This is a genomic window from Corynebacterium kutscheri, assembly GCF_000980835.1.
Classification (GTDB): Bacteria; Actinomycetota; Actinomycetes; order Mycobacteriales; family Mycobacteriaceae; genus Corynebacterium; species Corynebacterium kutscheri.
This window is the reverse complement of record NZ_CP011312.1, coordinates 2,264,529-2,282,049: the sequence shown is the minus strand read 5'-3', so window position 1 is coordinate 2,282,049 and position 17,521 is coordinate 2,264,529. Positions and strand designations below refer to the sequence as shown.

General features: G+C 47.7%; 13 protein-coding genes. 9 read left to right on the top strand and 4 right to left on the bottom strand.

Annotated elements, in window-relative coordinates; translation table 11 throughout:
- The first annotated feature begins 243 nt into the window (after positions 1-243).
- From UL82_RS10215 to UL82_RS10180, 8 genes are all read left to right on the top strand, one after another.
- Positions 244-585: a hypothetical protein gene (locus tag UL82_RS10215; protein WP_052735966.1), complete on the top strand. Its 342-nt coding sequence runs from the start codon at positions 244-246 to the stop codon at positions 583-585.
- Entirely contained in the window at positions 575-1,075 is a 501-nt protein-coding gene (locus UL82_RS10210) for an RNA polymerase sigma factor (RefSeq protein WP_046440878.1), read from the top strand. Before UL82_RS10215 ends, UL82_RS10210 begins: the two co-directional genes overlap by 11 nt.
- A complete protein-coding gene (locus UL82_RS10715) occupies positions 1,062-2,195 on the top strand; it encodes a hypothetical protein (RefSeq protein ID WP_052735965.1) in 1,134 nt (377 codons plus the stop codon). Before UL82_RS10210 ends, UL82_RS10715 begins: the two co-directional genes overlap by 14 nt.
- A 126-nt stretch (positions 2,196-2,321) precedes the next feature.
- Positions 2,322-5,183, top strand: a complete 2,862-nt coding sequence (gene leuS / locus UL82_RS10200; protein ID WP_046440875.1) for a leucine--tRNA ligase — start codon at positions 2,322-2,324, stop codon at positions 5,181-5,183.
- A gap of 290 nt (positions 5,184-5,473) precedes the next feature.
- On the top strand, positions 5,474-6,175 hold the full coding sequence (locus UL82_RS10195) for a FadR/GntR family transcriptional regulator (protein ID WP_046440874.1): 702 nt from the start codon (positions 5,474-5,476) through the stop codon (positions 6,173-6,175).
- Between the two features lie 312 nt (positions 6,176-6,487).
- Positions 6,488-7,921, top strand: coding sequence for a four-carbon acid sugar kinase family protein (locus tag UL82_RS10190; RefSeq protein ID WP_046440872.1), 1,434 nt, complete (start codon positions 6,488-6,490; stop codon positions 7,919-7,921).
- 30 nt (positions 7,922-7,951) lie between these two features.
- Complete coding sequence (locus UL82_RS10185; RefSeq protein WP_046440870.1) at positions 7,952-8,872, top strand: NAD(P)-dependent oxidoreductase; 921 nt, start codon at positions 7,952-7,954, stop codon at positions 8,870-8,872.
- The gene (locus UL82_RS10180) at positions 8,869-10,209 is read left to right on the top strand and encodes a GntP family transporter (protein ID WP_046440869.1); all 1,341 of its coding nucleotides are present in this window, start codon (positions 8,869-8,871) and stop codon (positions 10,207-10,209) included. The genes UL82_RS10185 and UL82_RS10180 overlap by 4 nt, the downstream gene beginning before the upstream one ends.
- 84 nt (positions 10,210-10,293) lie before the next feature.
- Here UL82_RS10180 and UL82_RS10175 read toward each other — a convergent pair whose 3' ends face one another.
- From UL82_RS10175 to UL82_RS10165, 3 genes are read right to left on the bottom strand one after another with little or no spacing between them, the layout of a single operon-like run.
- Entirely contained in the window at positions 10,294-11,145 is an 852-nt protein-coding gene (locus tag UL82_RS10175) for a PRD domain-containing protein (protein WP_046440867.1), read from the bottom strand.
- A gap of 5 nt (positions 11,146-11,150) precedes the next feature.
- The gene (locus UL82_RS10170; protein WP_046440865.1) at positions 11,151-12,563 is read right to left on the bottom strand and encodes a glycoside hydrolase family 1 protein; all 1,413 of its coding nucleotides are present in this window, start codon (positions 12,561-12,563) and stop codon (positions 11,151-11,153) included.
- A gap of 31 nt (positions 12,564-12,594) precedes the next feature.
- Positions 12,595-14,523 carry a beta-glucoside-specific PTS transporter subunit IIABC gene (locus UL82_RS10165; protein ID WP_046440863.1) on the bottom strand — a complete coding sequence of 643 codons (1,929 nt, stop codon included), beginning with the start codon at positions 14,521-14,523 and terminating at the stop codon, positions 12,595-12,597.
- 500 nt (positions 14,524-15,023) lie between these two features.
- Between UL82_RS10165 and UL82_RS10160 the strand changes: the two genes are divergently transcribed.
- Positions 15,024-16,979 carry a YhgE/Pip domain-containing protein gene (locus UL82_RS10160; RefSeq protein WP_232009490.1) on the top strand — a complete coding sequence of 652 codons (1,956 nt, stop codon included), beginning with the start codon at positions 15,024-15,026 and terminating at the stop codon, positions 16,977-16,979.
- A gap of 220 nt (positions 16,980-17,199) precedes the next feature.
- On the opposite strand, the gene UL82_RS10155 is transcribed toward UL82_RS10160, so the two are convergent.
- A complete protein-coding gene (locus UL82_RS10155; RefSeq protein WP_046440861.1) occupies positions 17,200-17,430 on the bottom strand; it encodes a hypothetical protein in 231 nt (76 codons plus the stop codon).
- Positions 17,431-17,521: the final 91 nt, after the last annotated feature.

The following is a 17,521-nucleotide window of genomic DNA, read 5'->3' as shown; positions in this document are numbered from 1 at the left end:
CGCCGCCTAAACATAGGGGGCATAATTCCTCTGGATATTGCTCACATTGGGCATTTATTGACTATTAACTTGGGGTTCATGAACTTTTCGGGGGTGAAAGAGGGGTGTCCTTAACGGGCTTCGCTCAGGCGGAAAAGTGGCGTCGATAAGCAAATAAAAATAAGGCTGTAACGATTGTTGCTCTCTACACACAAATAAGGTGACAAGACGCTAGTTACGTTGTTTTAAAAGGAGTTGGTTGTCATGAAAAAGAATGCAGTACTTGTGTCTGCTATAGCCAGCGTGGCTCTGGTATTAACCGGTTGTTCTCAATCGCAAGCAGAGTCTGAGCCGGCTCCAACGCTTACCATCCAGGATTCGGTTACCCCAGGTGCGGAAATCCTTGTTTCTTCCACCTGTGAAGGGGTGTCAGCAAAGTTGGAGACCAGTTGGGGCGAGAACACAACAATGAGCCCGGCTGCCGATAAAGGCGAGCTCATCGCTTATGTTAATGCTCCCGACCCGCTCACTGGTGATGAGACGTTGACCGCAACCTGTGCAGATGGCACAACCATTATGGTAAATCTGCTAGGCGATGAGAATTAGTTCCACTGAACAAGTACGTGAGGAGTTTTCCGATATTTATCGGCAAACCTACCCACGCATCCGAGCCTATTTTCGCCGACGCGTCAACAAAGAATTGGTTGATGATCTAACAGCCGAGACCTTTGCGCGTGCGTGGCGAAAATGGCATAGTCGAAAAGGAGAGCCGATGCCGTGGATCTACGGCATCGCTCACCATGTCGTTTTAGAAGCATATCGGGCTAATCCCCCACAGCTTTTCGACGATCTCAGCTTCATGAGTGCTTATAGCGAAGATATCGCTGATGAAGTGTCAACAAGTGTAGACATTTACCGTGCGCTTCGTAGGCTGAGTGAAACAGATCGTGAAATCTTAACTTTGCATGCGTGGGAAGGACTAGAGCCTAAAGAGCTTGCAGAAGTTCTTCAAGTAGGTGGAACCCAAGCACGAGTTCGTCTTCATCGCGCCCGCAAACGCTTAGCTCAAGGAGTAAAAAACAGTGAATCCTATTGATCGACTTCGGGATGCAAACCTAGTCCCTGATGAGGCACTAGATACCTACTCCTATCAGCATGCTGAGGACACTCTCAAAGAAATTTTGAATGAGGAATCCCCAGCGGCTGCTACTAGTGGCCGACGATTGAGAAAAATGCCCGCACTTGTTGCCGCTTGTGCCCTAGCTGCTACTGCTCTTACTGTGACCGCTATGCTTCCCTCGAATAGTAATGAGGCTCGTGATGTGTTGCTGGCGAGTGCCGAGGCAGCAAATGCGCAACCTGATTTAGTTGAGCTTGCTACCACCGGGCGCGATTATGTACTGCGTACTGATTCACGTGGTCAAACGCGAGTACGTACTGAATATGTTATTGATGCCAGCGGCGATGTTCATATGGAACAACAAGTCGAACCTGCGGCAGGCAGCGGCGATAGTGCTGAATTGCTTAAAGAACTTGGTGATCTTTCCCCTGCGATTAGTGCAGAGCAATTTGCAACTACACCTGGTTCCACTCAAGAAATGGGCCGTCTTATTACCGAAACCTATGGTGATGCTTCTGCACGGAGTTTGTTAAAAACTCTGCTTACTCCAGGTATTCGCGGTATTCAAGAAAAAGCTATCTATGAGTTGCTTGCTTCACTTGATGGTAACGATCTTGCCCAAAAAAACGGAGAAATCTTAAGCATTATTCGTGAAGAAGATGAACTGAGTTTCGATATTCTAGCTACTACCGGACAGCTTATTCGTACCTATGGACTAATGGGCGTTGACATTACCACGAGTGTAGAAACCGCAACCATTTTGGATTGTAATGCGGTGACTGGCTTAGCCGGACCAGATCAGATCAGTCTTGGTTGTGCCGATAATAATCACTATGTGGATCGACTAACCTGGCAGAACTGGGGTGGCGATCAAGCAAAAGCAACCGGCACTTCGGTCAGCAACTCTTGTGATCCCTCCTGCGCAGAAGGAAACTATCAAGAATATCCGGTCGTGGTCACCGCGCGGGAAAAGAAAACCTGTGGCTACCAGGTAGATGTCTACACCATATTAGATATTGAATATCAAGGCAAGAACGCACCAGCGAAAGAAAGCGTAGAAATCGGTTGTTTCGATGAGACAACCGGGGCTCCATAAACTGCACTGACCGGCGACATAAGCATGTGTTTATTCATCTGCTTATGTCGTCGTTTTTCTTTTTCATTAGCTGGGGAGGACGTCGAAAAGCAATAAAGTCCACCCAGGGTACTACACTGTTTACCCATGAATACACTGAGCGACCCAGCAGCTAATTTTGCGTTTCGTTACACTCCGGAACTTGCAGGTAGCATTGAGAAAAACTGGCAGCAATTCTGGATTGACCACGGTACTTTTGAAACCCCGAATCCCGTGGGTGATCTAGCAACCGGTGGTGAGCTTTCGCCAGATAAGTTATTCGTTCAGGATATGTTCCCTTATCCCTCCGGAGCTGGTCTGCATGTGGGGCACCCATTTGGGTATATCGCAACCGATGTTTTTGCTCGGTTTCATCGTATGTTGGGCAAAAATGTTTTGCACACCATGGGATACGACGCTTTTGGTTTACCAGCAGAACAATACGCTATTCAAACTGGTACACACCCGCGTACAACGACCATGCAAAATATCAAGAACATGGAAGCGCAACTTGATGCGCTGGGTTTAGGCCACGATCGACGTCGTAAAGTAGCTACTACGGATCCAGAATTTTATAAGTGGACGCAGTGGATTTTCATTCAAATTTTTAATGCCTGGTTTGATAAGCAACAAAACAAAGCGCGACGTATTGAAGAACTTATTCCATTGTTGCTTTCCGGTGAGGTAGCTACCCCAGCTGAGTTTGGTGCCCCCTATGGTGAGTTAGATGAGATTACTCAGCGCAAGGTAGTAGATTCTTTCCGTCTGGTTTACCGCTCTAATTCGATTGTGAATTGGTGTCCGGGTTTGGGAACTGTGCTGGCAAATGAGGAGGTTACCGCCGATGGTCGCTCAGAGCGCGGTAATTTCCCGGTTTTCCGCAAAAACCTTTCCCAGTGGATGATGCGGATCACCGATTATGCTGACCGTCTTGTCGACGACCTAGAACTTCTTGACTGGACTGAAAAAGTTAAGAGCATGCAGCGTAACTGGATCGGACGCTCGCAGGGGGCGGAAGTTGATTTTGCAGCTGGTTCACAAAAAATCACTGTTTTTACCACTCGTCCAGACACGCTTTTTGGTGCTCAATATATGGTGCTGGCCCCAGAGCACGAGCTTGTCGACGTTTTGGTTGCTGAAGGAGCTGGCGTATATGAGGGTGTTGATCCTCGCTGGACTTTCGGTGAGAACTCCCCTGCCGAGGCGGTAGCCGCTTATCGCAAGGCGATTGCTGCGAAAAGTGATGTGGAGCGCCAAGAAAACAAAGAAAAAACCGGTGTTTATCTAGGCATAGATGCCATTAACCCGGTCAATGGTCAGCCTATCCCAGTCTTCATTGGCGATTATGTACTCACCGGCTATGGCACCGGTGCAATTATGGCTGTGCCTGCTCATGATGAGCGTGACTTTGAGTTCGCCACCGAGTTCGGATTGCCCATTGTGGAGGTCGTTGCCGGTGGTGATATTAGTGTGGCGGCCTTTAGCGGTGAGGGAACAATGGTTAACTCCGCTAATGATGAGGGACTAGATATTAATGGTTTAGATAAAAAGTCTGCTATTGCCGCTACTATCGAATGGCTTACCCAGCGTGGCCTGGGGGTTGAAAAAATCCAGTACAAACTACGCGATTGGCTTTTTGCTCGCCAGCGCTATTGGGGCGAGCCTTTCCCGGTGGTCTACGATGAGCACGGTCTTGCTCATACCTTGCCTGAGTCAATGTTGCCTATCGAACTTCCTGAGGTGGAGGATTACCAACCGGTATCGTTTGATCCCAATGATGCTAATTCTGAGCCACAGCCGCCATTGGCTAAGGAAACCCAGTGGTTAGAAGTAGAACTTGATCTTGGCGATGGGCTGAAAAAGTACACCCGCGATGCTAACGTTATGCCGCAATGGGCAGGCTCTTCCTGGTACCAGCTGCGCTATATTGATCCCACCAATAATGAAGAATTCTGCAATATTGAAAACGAACGCTATTGGACCGGACCGCGCCCAGAATTGCATGGGCCACAGGATCCAGGCGGTGTTGACCTCTACGTCGGTGGTGTAGAACATGCTGTGCTGCACCTTTTGTATTCACGTTTTTGGCATAAGGTACTTTTCGACTTAGGCTATGTCAGCTCCCGGGAGCCGTATCGTCGACTCTTTAATCAGGGATATATTCAGGCCTATGCGTATACCGATGCCCGTGGGGTGTATGTTCCAGCTGCTGAAGTAGAAGAAAAAGACGGCGAATTCTACTATCAGGGTGAAAAAGTCACTCAGGAATACGGCAAAATGGGTAAGTCATTAAAAAACGCTGTTTCCCCAGATGATATTTGCCGGGACTATGGTACCGATACTCTGCGTGTTTATGAGATGGCGATGGGCCCACTGGATACTTCGCGTCCTTGGGCAACCAAAGACGTGGTGGGATCGCAACGGTTCTTGCAACGCTTGTGGCGGTTAGTAGTTAATGAAAATACTGGCGAGCTAGCTATCACCGATGCCGAGTTGAGTGAGGATGATTGTAAACAATTACACCGCACAATTGCGGGCATCCGGGATGACTATGAAGGCCTGCGGATTAACACTGTGGTGGCCAAGGCAATCGAATATGTTAACTATCTGACTAAGACTTACTCAGCTGGTGCTCCTCGTGCTGCGGTAACTCCATTGATACAGATGATTTCCCCAGTTGCCCCGCACATTGCTGAAGAGTTGTGGCAGCGACTTGGCCATACCGAGACCATCACCTTTGAACCATTTCCTACCTTTGATGAGAAATGGCTTGTCGACGATGAGATTGAATTACCGGTGCAGATTAATGGCAAGGTACGTACTCGGATTATGGTTCCTGCCGATGCTGATCAGGCTGCGATTACTGAGCTTGTACTAGCTGATGCAGATGTGCGTACGCATATGGCAGGAAAGAATGTGGTGAAGACGATTGTGGTTCCAGGACGCATGGTCAACCTCGTGCTGAAATAAGTATATGTCCCGTTAAATACTGAAACCCATAGGGTCAGTGTGGATACACACCAACTGGGTTGTGATGGGTAAAAATGCTCTGTCTGCCGAAGTTTTTATTTTCCCATTTTTGGGTGAAAACTTCGGCAGATAATTTATTTTCTCTTTGAATGGTGCTGTTGTTTCTGGTGGCTCATACCGTATTGTTTTAGGTGCTAGTGGTGGGGTTATTTCTATAAAAAGCTTGGCATAAGATAGAAATGTCGGCATAAGATGCAGCAGGTATGAGCTTCTGGAGAGGACGAATTTTCATGCGCAAAGATCGTGTCACTTTGGGCGTCGATCGGATTATGCAAAGCATTGCAAATGGAGAATTCCAACCAGGCCAAGCCTTACCGAGTGAGGCTAATCTTGCTGCATTTTTAGATGTTTCTCGACCCACTATGCGTGAGGTGGTGCGTACGCTTGCTGATCGCGGTGTGGTTGAGGTGGTTCATGGTCGGGGCACATTTGTTGCTGAAGTAAGTGCCTGGACGGATGTGCGCTCCCGTGTTGATATTATTTCGCGTACCACCAGCAAAAATCAGGTAGGTTTTTATCTCACTGAAGTTCGACGCATGATTGAAGTGGGTGCTTCGGGGCATGCGGCAGCGCGGGCAACAGATGAGGATATTGCGCGTATGCGAGCAGCATTGGATGCTTATGATGCAGCCGTTGTTGCCAATGATGTGCTAGCAATCGTAGACGCGGACGTTGAGTTTCATACCGCGCTGATTGAGGCTAGTAAAAACCCGTTTATTACTGCGGTGATGATTCCGCTTGCTGATGAATTGGCTGCTTCCCGGTATGAAACTAGCTCGGTGCCTGAGGTGTGCCAACGTGCGCAAAAACATCACCGAGAGATTTTTGTAGCTGTGAAAAATCGTGATGAAGAAGGTGCAAAGAATGCCATGCGCCGACATATGACACAAACCTTCGATGATATTGCGCGTTTTGTAGATGCTGATGATTAACTAGTGGCTAGCACCTTATTTTTAGTAGCTCATGTAGTAGAACTTGGCATGTGGTTGGGGTGTTACCTGGTTAGCACTAGTGAGATCGCGTGATAAAGCGAGTGTAAACCTGGGGTGATCGCTGAGCTTATTTATGTAGCTCAGTAGAATAATTTTGTCGTGGGGGTAGGTAAAACAGAAAACTGTGGCACATCAGGGGGTAAATGGGTGTGTTAATGACGTATTTCACTTTCTTTTGGTGTTGATCTGAGCGCTAATAAGTTATTTTTGATGAAAGATAGTCCTCAGAGGTCTAAGAACAAAGGAATTGTGATGTCTTATCGAAGTGGAACAGAACTACTTGCTCCTTTTCTAGGGGATGTGCCAACCACTGCCGCCGCTGTTCGTGAAACCATTGCTATAGCTGAAAGCAAAGGTCATCACGATCCGATTCTGGTCGTGCTGGACGACGATCCTACCGGTACCCAATCAGTAGCCGATCTACCGGTGCTTACCCGCTGGCGAGAAGAAGACTTAGCATGGGCATTGGAACAAAAAACTCCGGCCATCTATGTAATGACCAACTCGCGCTCGCTAAGCCCAGCAGATGCTCAAGCTATCAACAATGAAGTTGCCACGGCAGCTTATGCTGCAGCACAGAAATATGGCGTGGAACTAAGCTTTGTTTCTCGAAGTGATTCCACCTTGCGCGGACATTTCCCGCTAGAGCCAGATACACTTGCCGATGCTGCCCGGCTGCACGACGTAGATATTGATGGCTACCTACTGGTTCCTGCCTTTGGCGATGCCGGACGTATTACTGTCGCTGGAGTGCACTATGCCGGTAATGACACCGATGGATATTTACCGGTCGGTCAATCAGAGTTTGCCCAAGATGCAACCTTTGGTTACCACAATTCTGAGTTGGCTAAATGGGTGGAAGAAAAAACTGAAGGGCGAGTCACAGCAGATGAAGTCCTCGTCATCGACCTGAACACCATTAGAAGTGGTGCCGATGCCATTGCGGAAAAACTGCTTAGTGCAACTCATCGTCAACCAATTGTTAGCGATATCGTCACCGAAGATGATCTACGTTTGCTAAGCCTGGGTGTGATCCAAGCAGAAGCACAAGGTAAGCGCTTTATTTATCGCGTCGGCCCACCATTTGTTCGTGCTCGTATCGGACAAGATGTTCCTAAGCCACTAAATAAAGAAGATCTACACACACCAGATAATGCCGTTGCTGGCGGACTGATTGTTGTCGGTTCCCATGTTCCCACCACAACTCGCCAGCTTAATCATCTATTGGAAAACACTAAGCCATATGTCGTAGAGCTTGATGTAGCTGAAGTACTAGGTAATCGTCGAGAAGAATACCTCACTGGATTGGTAACGCTTATTGCCAACCAACTAAGCAATGGCAATGTTGTTTTCCATACCTCACGACAACTGGTGAAAGGCAAAGATGGGGAAGAATCACTAGCTATTGCACGCAAAGTCTCAGCAGCACTAGTAGCAGTAGTCAACCAGGTCATTCATCAGGTTACTCCCCGGTTTGTTATTGCCAAAGGCGGAATTACCTCTTCTGATGTTGCCTCAAAGGGTCTAGAAATGACCCGCGCTATGGTGGTTGGCCCGATGCAGGAAGGAATTATTTCCCTATGGGCAAGTGCTGATGGTCCAGCAACTGGGGTGGCCTATATCGTTTTCGCCGGCAATGTTGGCACTGATACCTCATTGGCAGAAGTCGTCGAAAAGCTTTCTTAAACTTACTAATTTTCCCGAAAGGATCCTCCTATGATTATCACCGTTGTTGGACTAGGTGCAATGGGTTTGCCAATGGCTACCAACCTGGCAAAAACTTTTAGCGTACGTGGGGTCGATATTGCCGAAGACCGCTGTGCACTTGCCCAAGCAGCTGGTATTGAGACTTTTAGTTCAGCTCGGGAAGCAGCTCGTGAATCAGATGTTGTTTTATTAGCGGTACGTAATGAACCACAATTACTTGAGGTTCTCTTTGGCACAGAAGGCATTGCTGAGGTTATGCCAGCAGGGGCGGTTGTCCTACTCACCTCAACTGTGGGCATGACCGCCGTGGAACAAGCCGCTGCATTATTAGCCGAGAAAAACCTAGGCCTGGTTGATGCTCCGATTTCTGGTGGCCCGGTACGCGCCGGGGAAGGTGATCTACTAGTAACTGCTGGTGGGAAGCCAAAAGTAGTCGAGTCAATCCGCGAAGTATTAGAAGCTATGGCCTCTAATCTAGTAATTGTTGGTGACGCCCCCGGTAAAGGACAAGCGCTAAAAACAGTGAACCAATTACTCTGTGGCGTCCACATTGCGGCAGCCGGCGAAGCTCTAGCCTTAGCTGATCGCTTAGGACTTGATCCGGCAGCCGCACTCGATGCACTCATGAGTGGTGCTGCGGCTTCCTTCATGCTCGGTGATCGTGGTCAGCGCATGTTAGAGGCCTATACCCCAGAAGGCGCAGAGGTAAAAAGCCGCCTAGATATTTTTGTGAAAGATATGGGCATTGTTACTGCTGCTGCAAAGAAAGCCGGCATTGGTGTTCCCCTTGCTGCCGCCGCTGAACAACAGTACCTAGCCGGACTTGTGCGAGGTAAAGCTGCTCAGGACGATTCCAGCATTATTACCGTGGTAGCCCCAACACAGCTTGCCGATACAGTTGATGACACCGCCCAAGGAGGTAAACCATGACCGGAACAGCGCTTCTTGGTTTAGGTATTGGCGCCGTTGCCGTTTTACTTCTACTAGTTATTTGGTTGCGGGTTCCAGCTTTTGTTGCACTCATTGGCGTAGCCATTGCTACTGCTGTAGTAGCAGGTATTCCGCTTGCCGATGCAGTAAGCACTGTTACCGGTGGCGTAGGAAAAACACTAGGATCAGTAGTGGTAGTTGTTGGCCTCGGTGCAATGCTAGGGCGGATGATTGAAGTTTCTGGTGGTGCGGAAGCAGTTGCACAATACTTCACCACGAAACTTGGGCCAAAGAAGGTTGTTGCCGCAGTAACCTTAGCAGCCTTCGTGCTAGGCATACCGGTGTTCTTTGATGTGGGATTTATTATCCTGGCACCAATTATTTTTGGTTTTGCTGCTGTAGCTAAAATCAATCCGCTAAAAATTGGTTTACCGGTTGCCGGCGCTATGTTAACCGTGCATGTAGCATTACCTCCTCACCCAGGACCGGTTGCGGTGGCAGGTACTTTGGAGGAAGATCCTGGTTTAATGCTTACCTTTGGTCTACCGATTGCCGCCCTTACCTGTGTGATAGGTTATTTTGCTGCCAAACTTTTTAAGGTTGATGGCATCAAGCGGCTTGCGTCACCAGTTGAAATAAATGATTCTGGTCCTACTGGTGTTGCACCATCACCATTTATGATTATTGGGTTGATTTTGCTGCCGATTCTTATGATCATGGTGGGCACAACCGGTGCCATGTTAAGCGAACCTGGTACTAGTTTTCATTCTGCGGTGAGTTTTATTGGCTCCTCCCCCGTCGCGCTATTAACTGCTGTGGTAGTAGCTTGGATTTTTATTGGTCGCCAACAAAAATGGAACCTTGACCAGGGCGCTGGCATTATGGATTCCGCATTACCAGCCGTGGCTGTAATTATCTTTGTCACCGGTGCCGGTGGCGGCTTTGCCAATGTATTAGTCGAATCTGGAATTGGTCAGGTTCTATCCGACATGCTCATTGGCATTAACATGCCACTGATTTTGATGGCCTTCCTATTATCCTTAGCATTGCGTGCTTCCCAAGGCTCAGCCACAGTAGCCATGCTTACCGCGACCGGATTATTAGTACAGCCCATTGCCGATGCCGGACTTAATACCGTGCAGGTCACGTTGATTATGCTATCCATTGGTTTTGGTGCGCTGGGATTGTCCCATATCAACGATTCCGGTTTCTGGATCGTGACCAAGTACCTTGGGCTCAGCGTTAAACAAGGCCTAAAAACCTGGACAGTCTTATCGACGATCTTTGGTACCGCTGGTTTCTGTTTATGCTGGCTACTTTATGCACTGGTTGGTTAAGCCAGAAATATAATAAAGAAAAAACACTTCCCGGTAGGCTGATGCTAACCTGCCGGGAAGTGTTTTTATGTGAGCTAGTCCTAGCTAGTGCGAAGAATTGCCGTTTTCTTGGACAAGCCTGGCTACATGCAGACTCAAATAAGCAAGTTCATCAGCAGAAACTTCCGCCCCTAACCGAAGTTCTAATACCGCAGCAAGTTTAGCTGCACAACGCACTGCTTCTGGATGGGTAAGTTCCATAGAATCTTGTAGCACATGCATTCCTTCATTGAGCTGCTTATTTTGGTTTACTCGAACAAAGAAATACCGCAGGTGAGTAATAAAACGTGCCGCAGAAATAGAGTGCTGGTTGACCTCAATACCAAAGCTTGCCGAGATGATTTTAAATAGTTGTTGAAAAATTCCCGTCATGCGGTAGGTTTCCAACAAACTATCCGTGCGAAAACCAGCATTGACTAGGTGTAGTGCAATAGCAATCGCCTCTTCTTCCGGAAGCTGAAGCGATAATTGAGTATTGACCTCACGCAAAATATTTTGGGCAGCCTGATACTCGGTGGCATAGAGATGCACTACTTCTGCATGAAGTGGATGCACGCTAGTATCCCCAGCCTGATAGCGCTGTTGGGCCACATCTAAGTGATCGGCCAGGGCAATAACCGAAGCTGAGGTTGCTGGTATGTCTAAAGTTGCCGCAACCTTTTTTAATGCGTCGTCGGCAGCTGCTAAAAAGAGGGGATTAATGTGCGCGAGTTGATCGGCAAGATTATCACTATCGCGATCCGCTTCCGGGCGGAAAACCCGATTGATTTTTTGCTTGTCGACGAGTTCCCCCGGCTTCTTTTGAAAGCCGACTCCCCAGCCGGTAAGGACTGCTTCCTGGTGGTGCTCATCAATGGCAAGCACCACGTTATTGTTCAATACGCGCACAATTTTCATAGTGATTATCGTGTGAGGGTTCCACCATTGCTGGCAATGAGTTCGCGGTACCAATTAAAAGACTTTTTCTTATAGCGATCTAAGCTACCGGTGCCATCATCGTTGCGATCCACATAAATGAAACCATAGCGCTTAGACATTTCCGCTGTTGATGCTGAGACCACATCAATGCAACCCCAGGTGGTATAACCCATGAGTTCAACTCCATCGGCAATGGCTTGTTCAACTTGCACGAGGTGTTCATTGAGATAGTCAATGCGGTAATCATCGGCAACGGTGGGTCCAGTTGGGCCGTCGATAAGCACATCCTTTGCACCTAAACCATTTTCGACGATAAAAAGTGGCTTTTGCCAGCGATCCCAGTACTCATTGAGCACAATGCGCAAGCCTACTGGGTCAATCTGCCAGCCCCATTCGGAAGCTTGCAGTGTGGGGTTGGGTACCCCGCCAATGATATTGCCCTTACCTGGGGCTTGTTTGGTGGGGTCGGCGGTTTCGCATACCGACATATAGTAGGAGAAGGAAACGAAATCGACGGTGTTTTTGAGATCATCACGGTCTTGATCCGTGATCTCAAGTTCTACCCCTAATTCACGTAGTTTTCGCAGGTAGTAGCCGGGATAGTAGCCGCGGCAGTGAATATCGCCAAAGGCGTAGTCATCCTGGCTGCGCTGGAGAGCATGCAATGCATCGTGAGGATCTGGGGTCAGTGGATACCGTGGTGCCGCAATAATCATGCAGCCGACCTTATTATCTGGATCAATCTCATGAGCGAGCTTAGTGACCCTGGCGCTGGCCACTAACTCGTTGTGGATTGCCTGGTAAAGACGCTGCGGGCCGATTTCCTCAACGGTACCCTCCAGACCACCAAAAACTGGAATATGTAGGACAGAGTTGACTTCATTGAAGGTCAGCCAATGTTGTACGCGGCCTTTATAGCGGTTAAAAACGGTGCGACAGTATTTTTCAAAGAAGCCAATGACCTCGCGGTTGGTCCAACCACCGTATTCACGCATAATCGCTAGTGGGGTTTCATAGTGCGAGAGAGTAACAAGTGGCGTGATTCCGTATTTTTCTAATTCATCGAGCACACGATCATAAAAAGCCAGGCCTTCCTCATTGGGTTGGTTTTCATCCCCGCGTGGGAAAATACGTGACCAGCCGATAGAGAACCGGAATACTTTAAAACCCATTTCAGCAAATAACGCAATATCTTCAACATACCGGTGATAGAAATCAATGGCAGTGTGCTTGAGGTTATCCTCGGTGGGTTCTGCGGTAGGTAGCGCCATAATGCCTTGGGGCATAACATCTTGAATGCTTAATCCTTTGCCGTATTGGTTATAAGCACCTTCGATTTGGTTGGCGGCAGTAGCGCCGCCCCATAAAAATCCCTCGGGAAAAGCAGTGGTAGACATGGTAGAACTCCTTAATAGAATGATGATAGAACTATTTTTCAGTGCGCAGTAGTGGTTCACCGCTAATAACAGAACCAGGTTGGCCAAGCTTATCGACGCTGGTTAACTTCTTAGAATTAGTCACAATAATAATTGTGGTGTTCTGGTAACCAGCCTCGCTAATATCGGTTAAAGAAACATCAACAAGTTTATCTCCGACAGTGACTTTATCGCCCACTTTGACTGCGGGAGTAAAACCCTTGCCTGCCATCTGAACAGTGTCGATACCGATATGAATGAGCAGTTCAATGCCATTATCTCCCTTAATGCCAAAAGCATGACCAGTTTTTGGGGCGGCAATGATTGTGCCAGTAATCGGTGCCAGGAAAGTACCATCAGTAGGGTTAATAGCTACCGAGGCACCCATGGCCTCAGAAGCAAAGACCTTATCGGCTACATCTTCAATCGGAATTAATGTGCCAGCCACTGGTGCAATAACTGTTGTGATAGCTGAGGCAGCAGTACTTTCAGCGGTATTCTCTTCGGCTTTAGCTGCAGTGGTTTCTACAGGTGCGGGATCAGTGGTGGCATCGAAATTACGCTCTGCTTGTGGAAGTAAAAACCAGGTGCCGACAAAACCAATAATCATGGCGACAACTGTGCCAATAACAAAGAGTGTGAAATTACCGGTACCTAATACTGCGGGGAAAGCGAGTAAGGATGGGAAGACAAAGGAGGTGAAACCAACATCGGCAAGCCCAATGATAATGCCACCGACAACACCACCAGCAATGCCAGCATAGAAAGGAACTTTAAGCGGTAAGTTAACGCCATAGATAGCTGGTTCAGTAACACCTGCTACCAATGCGGAAATAGATGCAGGCCCGGCTAGTTTTTTACGAGCAGCATTGCGGGTGCGCAGACTTACTGCCAGCACTGCCATAGCTTGGGCTAGTACGGCTGCTTGGAGTGGAGCCAGAATTGGTGATAAGCCGGTCGTAGCAATGTCATTGAGGAAAATTGGTACAAAACCCCAGTGCAAGCCAAAGATAACCAGCACCTGCCAGAAGCCACCCATAAGGCCACCAGCTAGCCAGGGGGCAACGTCGGTAAGCCAGGTAACACCAGTAGAAATCCCCTGAGCTAACAGCATGGTCAGTGGGCCAACTGTGAGCAAAACCAATGGCACCATAATGGTCACAGTTAAAACTGGAGTCATAAAATTACGGATTGCGCTGGGCAAGTATTTTTCTAAGAAACGTTGCACATAACTAGCTAGCCAGACTGCGACAATAGCTGGGATGACCGACGAGGTATAGTTCATTGCTACCAGCGGTAGACCAAGTAGAGTCAGTGGCTCAGTGGCATCGGTAAGTGCAACAATACTGGGGTAAACCAGGGGAGCTACGACAGCAAGAGCGATGAATTCATTCATCTTAAATTTGTGTGCTGCGGTAATAGCTAAAAACAGCGGTAAGAAGTAGAACAGGCCATCGCTTGCGGCTTGGAAGACAATATAGGTAACGGATTCAGTACCAAACCATTCTAAGGTGGTACCCATAGACAAAAATGCTTTAAGTAGTGCGATACCAGCAAGACACCACAAAATAGGGCTGAAAATTGAGGAAATAAGATCAATAAAAGCGTTAAATGCATTTTTCTTTTCGACGGTTTGCTCACCGCTGGTATTCTCACCACCGCCTTCTTTAACTCCCTTGGCTGCCATATGCGGTTGGGCAACTATTGCCTCATAAGCAAAAGGAACATCATTTCCGATGACAATTTGATGCTGGCCACCAGCTTTAACCAAGGTGAGAACCCCAGCGGTGTTTTTAATTGCTGCTTCATTAATTGCGGTGCTGTCTTTGACCTTAAAGCGTAACCGGGTAGCACAGTGGGTGACTGAGGTGATGTTGTCACTGCCGCCGAGAGCGGTTATTACACTGCGTGCTAAAGGTTCAAAGTCTGTCTTTGTGCTCATGTGTGTGCCTTAATGAATTGTTGTTAGTTGTTAGTAGAAATAAAAAAAGACCCGAGCGCCACCTCAGTCATAGACTGTGTGGTTCTCAGGTCTTGCCCCGAATTTAATCGGGTTACAATCCTTTCCCATTATTTGGGAAGCCATTGTGGATATTACTCAGTTTTTTCATAATCACTAAGCAAAGTGACTGGGATTACTTGTGTGTTGTTGGGTAGGTAAAAGAATGAGATAGTTCCGCATCGCACATCATAAATAATGCTATTGATTAGTCGTTTTTATTGATATCACAAGGAAAAATTAATGTGATACTTACTACTTACTTTTGTTCGTGTGAGGAGAAAAGCGCAGGTTGGTGCGTCGAAAAGCAAAAAAGAATTATAAGAAATAAGTGAAGTTTTCTACAACCTAAAGGTTTTGTTTCTTAGAAATAAGCATTATAGGCAATAATTGCTAGAGCAAAATATGATTTCGCAGTTGGTATCCCAAAGGAAAACGAGTCCATGTCTATGATGAACACTACACAATCGGGTACGGCAGTCGCCGCAGATGCCCAAAAATTCAGCTGGAAACGCCTTTGTGCAGTGGTGTTTTTATTGCTGCCCGTGTTGGTGAGTGTCATTTATATGTGGGCAATGTATGACCCCACCAAAAAATTACGCGATGTGCGCCTTGCAGTGGTCAATGAGGATGCCGGTGCAGAGATCAACGGTGAGCACTCCGTTTTTGGCGATAACGTGGTAGCCGGACTACTGAAGCGCGAATACCTTTCCTTTGAAGAGGTAAGCTCAGAAGATGCTGAGCGCGGCCTTCATGATGGTACCTATATGTTTACCGTGGTTATTCCGAAGGACTTCTCCGCTAATGTAGGTACCCTCTTTGCCGATGAGCCGATCAAACCAGAAATTGCCATTAATTACAATGACTATAACGGCACGAACGGTTCAATTCTTACCGGCGGATTAGTGCCAAAAATCCAAACTGCCGTGAGCTCTTCCATCTCAGAATCATATGCCAAGAAATTAATTGGTGGCGTCAATAAACTAGGTGATGGTCTTGGCCGCGCCGCTGAGGGCTCGACCAAACTTGACGACGGCGCAGGTCGCTTAAACGCCGGTTTAGCACAGGGGCTCAGCGGAGCGAATCAGCTTAACGACGGTGCCCAGCAACTCGCTGAAGGCTCTACCCGCCTAGCAAGTGGTACTCAGCAACTTAGCGATGGTGCAGGCCGACTTGCTGCCGGTACTGAAAAACTTGGTGATGGTGCCCAGCAGATCAGCGCCGGTGTTGATCAACTCACTGGAACGCTTATTCCCCTGCTCAGCAGTGCCCAACAAGCAGCACCACAATTACACCAAGCCGTTGAAGCGTTACGGTTAGCTGGGATGAATGAGCAAGCTCAAAAGCTTGATGAGCTTGCCACCAAGTTAGATGCCAATAACCCTAATAACCAGGTTGCTCAGCTGAATAAACTCAAAGACGGTACCGCCACCTTGGCGTATATGCTTTCTGACCCTACTAGCGAGTACTACGGTGGCATCCTGAAACTTCAAGACGGTATTAATCGTGCCAATGAGGGCGCAGCCAAGTTAAGTGATGGTGCAGGCCGACTCGCTGATGGTACTCATCGTTTAGCCAGTGGTACCCAACAGCTTTACGACGGCTCCGGTCAGCTCAAGGGCGGCACCGGTGAACTTTCTAGTGCCCTTAGCGATGGTGCCTCGCAAGCACCTCATGCTGGCAACCTAGAAGCTTCGGCAAAACAAGTAGCCGTTCCTATTGTGTACAAGGAAAATAACGTTAACCCAGTGCAAACTGTTGTTGATGCCAGTGATCCGACGGTGAAAAACCTAGGCAGCGGTGCCTCGATGCTGATTATTATGGTTTTCGGTTTCTTGCTCATGGCACTGATCGCCATGTTAGTTCCTACCATCTTTGGCACTGGTGCTCATGGTTCCTTTATTACCCCAACGCTAAAATCTTTTGCCGGCTTGTTTGTATTTGGTCTTATTGCTCTAGGTGTGCTCTCTATTGTGGCAGTAAGCGTGGGTTGGTCACCAAAGAATTGGCTAGCGATCATTCTTAGCTATATTGGTATGAGTGCTGCCGCTGCCGCAAGCAACCAAATGCTACGTGTAGTCTTTGGTCAGTTCATCGGTGGTATTGCAATCTTGGCGGCCTTTGCCTTTGGGATGTTCTCTTTCGGTGGTGTGTGGCCGCTAGCAACAGTGCCAAAGGTATTCCAGCTTATACACCCAATTACCCCAATGACAGCTGCCCGCCAAGCATTTATTGATGCTTCTCAGGGTAACGTTAGTGGGCACTTCGTGGCCTCGTTGGCGGCATTGTTCTTCTGCGCGGCGGTGTGCTTGGGTATAACCTTGATTGTGCGTGCTCGTCGAGCTGGCAAGTATAAGCCAGAAGCTCAAGAGGCTGGGATGCACGCAGCATTAGCCTAAGCGCTAGGTTAATAAGTGTAGTTTTTGCTACAGCTCTTATAGCGGTACCACGTTTTATTGGTGCCGCTTTTGCTTATGCTCTGGTGCTTTTTCCTGCTACCTAGTAGCTGAGTAGCTAGCTATAAAGTACTAGGTAGCAGGTTGTTAAGCTGCTATTTTTAAGGCGATGCTGAAATAACTATGAATGGATTTAGCCAGATTAGATAGCTAGGTTAGCGGGCTATTCTTTTGAAAAATACTGGAGTTCAAAACTGCACAGAGTAGTTATCAGTGAAAATGCAAGTCGCTTTGCGCTAAATTCTTCACCTATCGCATAAAATGCTTCGGTTTCTAAAATTAAGTTATCCACCCATGCATGGGTAATAGGGACTTTTTCAGCTAATAGTTCTTTTTTGGCCGCATAGAGCAGTTCTAAAAACTCTTGATCGGTGGGATATTTGCTTTCTTCCACTGTGAAACTCCTATCATTCGGTACGTGGACTTGCCCTAAAAGTACATATTTTGGGTAGGAAAATTTTCCTACCATTTTTATATTAGTGAGA